Source organism: Chryseobacterium sp. KMC2, from assembly GCF_016756935.1.
GTDB lineage: Bacteria > Bacteroidota > Bacteroidia > Flavobacteriales > Weeksellaceae > Chryseobacterium > Chryseobacterium rhizosphaerae.
The window spans coordinates 358,561-367,593 of the sequence record NZ_JAESIT010000002.1; the positions used below are offsets into that span (position 1 = coordinate 358,561).

Annotated in this window: 8 protein-coding genes; 4 read left to right on the plus strand and 4 right to left on the minus strand. The window is 36.3% G+C overall.

What is annotated here, in order from left to right; translation table 11 throughout:
* Positions 1-36 precede the first annotated feature (36 nt).
* The 3 genes from JML65_RS04115 to apaG all read left to right on the plus strand — a co-directional run bounded on the left by JML65_RS04115 (position 37) and on the right by apaG (position 4,613).
* Entirely contained in the window at positions 37-2,850 is a 2,814-nt protein-coding gene (locus tag JML65_RS04115) for a 2-oxoglutarate dehydrogenase E1 component (RefSeq protein WP_084083865.1), read from the plus strand.
* A 38-nt stretch (positions 2,851-2,888) separates the two neighbouring features.
* Complete coding sequence (odhB, locus tag JML65_RS04120; protein WP_047490993.1) at positions 2,889-4,142, plus strand: 2-oxoglutarate dehydrogenase complex dihydrolipoyllysine-residue succinyltransferase; 1,254 nt, start codon at positions 2,889-2,891, stop codon at positions 4,140-4,142.
* An 81-nt stretch (positions 4,143-4,223) separates the two neighbouring features.
* The gene (gene apaG / locus JML65_RS04125) at positions 4,224-4,613 is read left to right on the plus strand and encodes a Co2+/Mg2+ efflux protein ApaG (protein ID WP_047490990.1); all 390 of its coding nucleotides are present in this window, start codon (positions 4,224-4,226) and stop codon (positions 4,611-4,613) included.
* A gap of 271 nt (positions 4,614-4,884) precedes the next feature.
* Here apaG and JML65_RS04130 read toward each other — a convergent pair whose 3' ends face one another.
* The 3 genes from JML65_RS04130 to JML65_RS04140 all read right to left on the minus strand — a co-directional run bounded on the left by JML65_RS04130 (position 4,885) and on the right by JML65_RS04140 (position 7,490).
* Positions 4,885-5,442 carry a 3'-5' exonuclease gene (locus JML65_RS04130; protein WP_202269999.1) on the minus strand — a complete coding sequence of 186 codons (558 nt, stop codon included), beginning with the start codon at positions 5,440-5,442 and terminating at the stop codon, positions 4,885-4,887.
* 179 nt (positions 5,443-5,621) lie between these two features.
* Positions 5,622-6,599 carry a glycosyltransferase family 2 protein gene (locus JML65_RS04135; RefSeq protein ID WP_202270000.1) on the minus strand — a complete coding sequence of 326 codons (978 nt, stop codon included), beginning with the start codon at positions 6,597-6,599 and terminating at the stop codon, positions 5,622-5,624.
* A gap of 6 nt (positions 6,600-6,605) precedes the next feature.
* Entirely contained in the window at positions 6,606-7,490 is an 885-nt protein-coding gene (locus tag JML65_RS04140) for a lysophospholipid acyltransferase family protein (RefSeq protein WP_047490982.1), read from the minus strand.
* A 79-nt stretch (positions 7,491-7,569) separates the two neighbouring features.
* On the opposite strand from JML65_RS04140, the gene JML65_RS04145 reads away from it, so the two are divergent.
* A complete protein-coding gene (locus JML65_RS04145; RefSeq protein ID WP_047490980.1) occupies positions 7,570-8,139 on the plus strand; it encodes a thioredoxin family protein in 570 nt (189 codons plus the stop codon).
* Between the two features lie 93 nt (positions 8,140-8,232).
* On the opposite strand, the gene JML65_RS04150 is transcribed toward JML65_RS04145, so the two are convergent.
* Positions 8,233-9,033 (minus strand): aldehyde dehydrogenase family protein (locus JML65_RS04150; RefSeq protein ID WP_202270001.1); only part of this gene is annotated, 801 nt, incomplete at its 5' end.

The window sequence follows — 9,033 nt, forward strand, 5'->3', positions numbered from 1 at the left end:
TACAAATAAATTTTAATAAATAGATAAACTGTAATAATGGACAGATTTTCATTCCTAAACGCAGCTCATTCTCAGTTAATTGAGGATTTATACCAACAGTACTTAAAATTCCCGGATTCTTTAGAGCCATCATGGAAAGCCTTCTTTCAAGGTTTCGATTTTGCTTTGGAGAACTACGGTGATGACGATAACATCCAATTTATTCAGGCTCCGGCCAACGCTGCTCCTGCAGTACAACAGATTTCTCAGGCGGTATCAAATGGAGAGGTTCCTGAGCACATCAAAAAGGAATTTAAGGTGGTAAACCTTATTGAGGCTTATAGAACAAGAGGGCACTTGTTCACAAAGACAAACCCTGTAAGAGAGAGAAGACACTATACTCCTACTTTAGATATCGAGAATTTCGGTCTTACTAAAGAGGATTTAAATACAAAATTCAACTGTGCTGTAGAAACAGGAATGAAAGAACCTGCTACTTTAGCAGATTTGATCAAGCATCTGGAAAATATCTACTGTGATTCTATCGGGGTAGAATATACTTACATCAACAATGTTGAAGAAAAAGATTTTATTAAAAAATGGCTTCAGGTAAATGAAAACCACCCAAGCCTTTCTGCAAATGAAAAAACAGAAATTTTATTGAAATTGAATCAGGCGGTTGCGTTTGAAAACTATCTTCATACAAAATTCGTTGGACAAAAAAGATTCTCTCTGGAAGGAGGAGAATCATTAATCCCTGCATTAGACCAATTGATCTCCAGATCTTCCCAATTAGGGGTAGATGAGGTAGTGTTGGGAATGGCACACAGAGGAAGATTAAATGTATTGTCCAATATCTTCGGAAAGTCTTACAAACAAATCTTCTCAGAATTTGAAGGAAAAGAATTTGAAGAAGATGTATTCTCTGGTGACGTTAAATATCACTTAGGATCATCTAAAAAAATTAAAACAGCTTCAGGAGAGGAAGTTTGTATCAACCTGACTCCAAACCCATCTCACCTGGAAACTGTAGCGGCTCTTGTAGAAGGAATCTGCCGTGCAAAAGTAGATGATAAATACAAAGACTATTCTAAAGTTTTACCAATCATCATTCACGGTGACGGAGCTATTGCAGGACAGGGTATTGCTTATGAAGTAGCACAGATGATGACACTGGAAGGATATAAAACAGGAGGTACTGTTCATATCGTTGTCAACAACCAGGTATCTTTCACCACGAACTTCCTTGATGCAAGATCTTCAACATACTGTACAGACATTGCAAAAGTTACAGAATCTCCTGTAATGCACGTAAATGCTGACGATGCTGAAGCGGTAGTTCATGCCATCCATTTTGCTGCTGATTTCAGAGCTAAATTCGGAAAAGATGTTTATATCGATCTTTTAGGATATAGAAAATATGGTCATAACGAAGGGGATGAGCCTAGATTTACACAGCCTAATCTGTACAAAGCGATTTCCAAGCACCAAAACCCAAGAGAAATTTATAAAGATAAATTAATCCAGGACAGCGTAATCTCTAACGACATCATCAAAAAGATGGAGGTAGACTTCAAAGCTTTATTAGATAAAGATTTTGATGCTTCTAAAGAGATCGAGAAAAACGTTATGGATTTATTCATGGCTGAAGACTGGATGAACTATCCTATCGGAAAGAGAGGTGTAGTTCAGGCTCCGGTAGATACCAAATATGATATCGCTAAGCTGAAGGAATTAGCTCTTAAAATGTCAACACTTCCTGCAGATAAAAAATTCATCAATAAAATCACAAGACTTTTCGAAAACCGTATCAAAGCGATTGAAGGAAACTCTTTAGATTGGGCAGTAGGAGAATGGTTAGCATATGCTACACTTCTTGTAGAAGGGCATAATGTAAGAATCTCCGGAGAAGATGTGGAAAGAGGTACATTCTCTCACAGACATGCTGTCGTAAAAACTGAAGATACAGAAGAAGAATATATCCCATTAAGACATGTATCAGAAAGCAGATTTGATGTATTCAATTCTCACCTTTCAGAATATGGAGTTTTAGGTTTCGATTACGGATATGCGATGGCTTCTCCTAATACATTAACCATCTGGGAAGCTCAGTTTGGGGATTTCGTTAACGGAGCTCAGATTATCGTTGACCAATACTTAGCTGCTGCAGAAGAAAAATGGAAACTTCAAAACGGATTGGTAATGTTATTGCCTCACGGTTCAGAAGGACAAGGTGCAGAGCACTCTTCAGCAAGACTGGAAAGATTCTTAACACTTTGTGCTAATGAAAATATGGTAGTCGCTAATATTACTTCACCAGCCAACTACTTCCACTTATTGAGAAGACAGTTGAAATGGGCATTCAGAAAGCCATTGATCGTAATGAGCCCTAAATCTTTATTGAGACACCCAAAAGTGGTTTCTCCTCTTGAAGATTTTGCAAACGGTTCATTCCAGCCTATCTTAGACGATCCTACAGCAGATCCTAAAAAAGTAGAAAAACTAGTTCTTTGTTCAGGTAAACTGTACTTCGAATTATTAGCGAAGAAAGAAGAACTGAATTGTGAAAATATTGCATTAGTAAGATTTGAGCAGTTATATCCACTTCAGACAGATGCTATTGAAGAGATCTTCAACAAATATAGCAACAGAACACAGCTTGTTTGGGCTCAGGAAGAACCTGAAAATATGGGAGCTTGGTCTTATATCCTGAGAAACTTCAGAGATACAGGAATCCAGGTCGTATCTCCTGTACCAAGCGGTGCTCCGGCTCCAGGTAGCCACAAAATGTTTGAGAAAAACCAAAATGCAGTGATCAACAGAGTTTTCGATAGAGATGATGCTCCTGCAAAAAGACCTGTTACAGCTTAATTAAAATAATATCCATTAAAAAATAAAAAATACTCGATATGTCAGTTTTAGAAATGAAAGTTCCTTCACCGGGCGAATCCATTACAGAAGTTGAAATTGCAACTTGGCTTGTAAAAGATGGTGATTATGTAGAAAAAGATCAACCTATCGCTGAAGTAGACTCAGACAAGGCAACTCTTGAATTACCTGCAGAACAAAGTGGTATCATCACTTTAAAAGCAGAAGAAGGAGATGTAGTACAAGTAGGTCAGGTTGTTTGTTTAATTGATATGGATGCTGCAAGACCAGAAGGAAACGCTCCTGCTGCTGAAGCTCCAAAGCAAGAAGAAGCTCCTAAAGCTGCTGAACCGGCTAAACAGGAAGCACCAAAACCAGCTGCTCCAGTTGCTGCTCCACAAACTTACGCAACAGGGGCTCCATCTCCAGCTGCTAAGAAAATCCTTGACGAAAAAGGAATTAATGCAGGACAGGTTTCAGGAAGCGGAAGAGACGGAAGAATCACTAAAACTGATGCTGAATTGGCTGCAGTTCCTGCATTAGGAGGAAGTCCTCTTACTGCTACAGGTGCAAGATCTACAACCACAACAAAGCTTTCTGTTCTTAGAAGAAAAATCGCTCAAAGATTGGTTTCTGTAAAGAATGAAACTGCAATGTTAACCACTTTCAACGAAGTTGACATGTCTGAAATTTTCAGACTAAGAAAGCAATATAAAGAAGAATTTGCTCAAAAACACGGAGTAGGACTTGGTTTCATGTCTTTCTTTACTAAAGCTGTTACAAGAGCATTGGAAATGTATCCGGATGTTAACGCATCTATCGATGGAGATTTCAAAATAAACTATGATTTCTGTGATATTTCAATTGCAGTTTCTGGTCCTAAAGGATTAATGGTTCCTGTATTGAGAAATGCAGAAAACATGACTTTCAGCGGAGTTGAAGCTAACATCAAAGATCTTGCTACAAAAGTAAGAGACGGAAAAATTACTGTTGATGAAATGACAGGTGGTACATTTACAATCACTAATGGTGGTACATTTGGATCTATGTTGTCTACACCAATCATCAACCCTCCTCAATCTGCAATCTTAGGAATGCACAACATCATCCAGAGACCGGTTGCTGTTGACGGGCAGGTAGTAATCAGACCAATGATGTATGTGGCTATGTCTTATGACCACAGAATTATTGACGGAAAAGAATCTGTAGGATTCCTTGTAGCCGTAAAAGAAGGTATCGATAATCCTGTTGCAGTATTAATGGGAGGTGACGAAAGAAAAGGCCTTGGATTATAAGTTTTAATAAAATTATAATGTAAATATATAATCTCGCCTTAAAAAAGGCGAGATTTTTGTATCTGTTAAGAAAATACTACAATGATGTTTTCAAAAATGACTTCCAATATCAAAGTTTCAGTAATACCTGAATATGATAGTAAAAACAGTTTTCCATCCGAGAACCGTTATGTCTTTAAGTATAATATTACGATAGAAAATGACGGAAGCTTTCCTATCAAAGTACTTAAAAGAAAATGGTTAATTTTTGATGTAGGTTTTGGATATACTGAGATTATAGGTGACGGAGTAATTGGATTAACTCCGGAAATAGGAACAGGCGAAAATTTCGCTTATTTCTCAAACGTAATGCTTCGGTCCGGTGTAGGGAATATGAGCGGAAAATATCAGGTTAAAAACCTGGAAACCCAGGAAACTTTTGAGATCGATATCCCCAAATTCAATCTGCTCTCCGAAGTTTTAAGTAATTAATTATTTTTTTAATAAACTTATATCTGCTGATGCCACCTTTATACTTAATTTCTAGGAAATAAATACTCTTAGACAGATAGAGTCTTCTATCTGGAGTGAGAGGAATTTTGAAGGATGAGTTTTCCTCCAGCATTGTAAGCTTTTATTCATTCAATAGGGGCTATCCCTCTAATAACCTGTTTTTGTATATACCACCCGGTATTATACAGAATTACGTATATATCCCATAGAGAACAGATATTTACAGTCAGAGAAGATGGAATTTTTTAAGCTATAGTTTCTTTACGTACTTTTTCAATACAGATTCATCTATTTCCTCATTGCTGGTGATAATTAATTTTTCAAATGCCAGTAAGGATATTTTTGCACAAACTTCAGCATCAGCTCCGGCTCTGTGGTGATTAAAACTGATCTGATGGTATTCTGCAAGAGGTTTTAATCCGTATTTCGGAAGGTAATTCCATGATTTTTTTGCGAGCTGTATACTGCACAAATAGTTTAATTTGGGCGTAAACATACCGTAATGTTCAAAGCAGCCTCTTAAAACAGATGCGTCAAAGCTTGCATTATGGGCAATCATTAATGTTCCGTACATTAAATCCTGAGCTTCATGCCAAATTTCGTCAAAAGTAGGGGCATCCTTTACATCTTCAGGCTGTATACCATGTACAGCAACATTGAATTTGTTAAAATAGGGGAAACTGGGAGGTTTGATCAGCCAGGTTCTCGTTTCTACAATTTTAGAATCCTGTACCACGCAGATTCCCATCTCACATGCTGAACTTTTCTCGTGAGTTGCCGTTTCAAAATCTATTGCACAGAAATCCATTATTTATAAATTATAAGTTACTGTTAATTATTTAGTTATTTGTTTTCAGATGTTGATTCTATAGTCTGGAATTAAATATTCTAGGGAGTGGGTTTAAGGTGGCTGAAGAGATTTTCCAGTTAATCATAGTACAGATATTTACTTTTCCTGATTCCCTGGAATCTATCATCTATCACTTGCTATTTCCCACCCAAAAAATGCTTAAAAATAAGCCATTTCGATTGATAAAACTGATTCTTCTGATGTTTCTGACGAAGTTTCAGGGTTCCTGGAAGTTGACCGTAAAACCCAAAATGAGCTCTTACTACTGCCCATAAATGAGGAAAACCATGCTTTAATCCGAAATAGATTCCTGCAATACCATCCAGACAAAGCCGGAAAAATATCAGCCAGATCAGTCTTGGAAAAGGAAGGTTTTTAAGCATCATTGAAAGATTATTTCTGATGTTCAGGTAAGTCTTTTGAGCACTTTGCTTATTCAGTGTTCCGCCACCTACATGATAGACTTTGGATTTTCCTGTATAAAAAATCTTTTTTCCGGAGTTAATGAGTCTCCAGCATAAATCAATTTCTTCCTGATGGGCAAAAAATCTTTCATCAAAACCATTTTGTTCCCAAAAATCTTTTGAGCGGATAAAAAAGCAACAGCCTGAAGCCCAGAAAATCTCTGTTTCATCATCATACTGACCCTTATCTTCTTCCAGGTCATCAAATACTCTTCCTCTGCAGTAAGGATAGCCTAGATTGTCAATCATACCCCCTCCGGCACCTGCGAATTCAAAATAGTTTTTATGAGTATAGGATAGTATTTTAGGCTGAACAGCTGAAATATCAGAATTCTTTTCCAATATTTCCATTACAGGTTCTATCCAGTTATCAGTAACTTCTACATCAGAATTGAGAAGGCAGTAATATTCATTCTTAATTTCCTTTAATCCCTCATTATAGCCTCCTGCAAAACCATAATTCTTATGATTTTTAATGATCTTTACTGATGGAAAATGGATATTTAAAAACTCTATAGAATCGTCTGTTGAAAGGTTATCAATGACGTAAATATCTGCATTTTGAGAAAATTCAACTACATTCGGTAGAAATTTTTCAAGCCAGTTTTTGCCGTTCCAGTTTAAGATAGCAACTGCCAGTTTTTTCTGCATGTCAATCTATTTTTTTTCAGAATCAAAAGTTTTGATAGAATCCTGATATTTCCATTTTCTGTGAGACCATAGATAATTATCCGGATTTTTGTGTAAAGTGTTTTCCAACAAGTGGTGAAACTTTTTTACAACTTCATGCTCTACAAATTTTTCATTGTCCGGGTATATTCTGTGATAGTTGACCTGATAATAGCCTCGCTTTACCTTCTTCATCTCGCAATAAATAAAAGCAAGATCCATTCTTGTTGCCAGTTTATCATATCCGATAAAAACAGGAGTCCTTTGATTCAGAAATTCCAATCCGTAATTGACATGAGAAGAATGCGGGGTCTGGTCTGCAACAAACATGTAGATAGAATTCCCGTCATTTTTATTCCTGAAAATATTAAGAATTACTTCATTGGCTTCCAGAGCTTCATTACCGAACTTGTTACGGACTTTTTTCATCTGGTTTTCCCAGAAATCACTATTCACCTTTCTGTAAACCGGATGGCAGTGCTCCTGGGGAACAATCTTTGCCAATGCATTAATCCATTCCCAGTTGAAAACATGCCCTGCCAGCAGAATGATATTTTTACCCTCCTTTTGAACTTCATGAAATACATCCTGATTAATATGCTGCATTCTTACTCTCGCCTCTGTTTCAGAGATGCTGAAAGATTTTATGGTTTCTACAAGATAGTCTGAGAAATTCCGGTAAAACATTTTCCGTATTTTACTAATCTCCTCTTCAGATTTATCTGGAAAAGAGTTCTTTAGATTTTGAGTAATCACATTCTTTCTGTAACCTACCAGATAATAGTTTAAGAAGAACATAACGTCCGAAAAAACGTACAATACTTTAAGCGGAAGTTTGGAAATGAAATATAATATTTTGATCAGGTAATTCATAAAACACGCAAATTTAGTGATAATAAAATTATGGTTCTATTTTTGCAGAAGGATAATATTATTTTTTTATTTTTATGTTATGAAAAAAATAGCAATATTGGCTTTCCTGGGATTAAGTATTTTTGCTTTTTCACAGGATATAAAGAATTTACCGGATAAAGGTAAACAGAAAACAGCTCTTATAGTTCCTACAGAACAAAAAGAACTGGAAGCGAAGAAAAAGGCTGCTGAGGAAAAAGCTAAGCTTCCTAAGCCTTATAATCCAAAAGCTGACGCTCAGGCAGATATTAATAAATTGGTGGCACAAGCTCAGAAAGAAGGTAAAAATATCATGATTCAGGCAGGAGGGAACTGGTGTATCTGGTGTCTCCGTTTTAATAATTTTGTGCAGACTACTCCTGAATTAAAAGAAATGGTAGATAAAAACTATTTATATTATCACCTGAATTATTCTCCGGATAATAAAAACGAAAAAGTTTTTGCTCAATATGATAATCCTGGTGAAAAATTTGGATATCCGGTATTTATTGTATTGGATAAAAACGGAAAGATGATTAAAGTTCAGCAGAGCGATGTCTTTGAAGATGGAAAAGGATACAGTAAAGAAAAGGTAAAAGACTTTTTCAATACCTGGGCTCCTAAAGGATAAAATTAAAAAAAGCTGTTTCAATAATGAAGCAGCTTTTTTATTTTCCTATGAAATTAAGATCTTTATAACGTAATCTGGATAATCTCTGGAACCTTATAAAAACCGTTTGATCCAGCTTAATTTTTTCTCAGAATAGGGTGGATATTTAATATTAGGTTCACCCCAGGTTGTTTTTTCCAGAACAGACTTCTGATGTGAAAAAGCTTCAAAACCAAATTTTCCATGGTAATTTCCAATTCCTGAATTTCCGACTCCTCCAAACGGAAGGTTGTCATTACTTAAATGCATGACAGTATCATTGATACATCCGCCTCCAAAGGAAAGTTTCCTGGTAAACAGTTCTTTTTCTTCTGCATTATTGGTGAAAAGATAGGCGGCAAGAGGTTTTTCCAGCTCCAGAATAGAATTAAGGGCTGAGTTAAAGCTTTGAAAACTGATAACCGGAAGAATAGGGCCAAAGATTTCTTCCTGCATAATATCTTCGTTCCAATCTGAATTATTCAGAATGGTGGGTTCAATATATAGTTTTTCTTCATCAAAATGACCTCCGAAATATACGTTCTCCGGATTAATAAGATGGGTCAGTCGCTGAAAGTTTTTCCGGTTAATAATTCTTGTATACTGCTCTGAATCCGGTTCGTATTTAAATTCTTTGATATATTTCCTGAGCATTTCCATAAACTGTTCCTGTATAGACTCTTCAAGTAGTACATAATCCGGGGCTACACAGGTTTGTCCGGCATTCAGAAACTTTCCCCATACAATTCTTTTGGCAGCAACTTCAAGATTAGCCTCTTTGGTTACAATGGCAGGAGATTTTCCTCCCAATTCAAGAACTACAGGAGTTAAATGTTCGGCAGCAGCTTTATAGATGATTTTTCCAACTTTAGTACT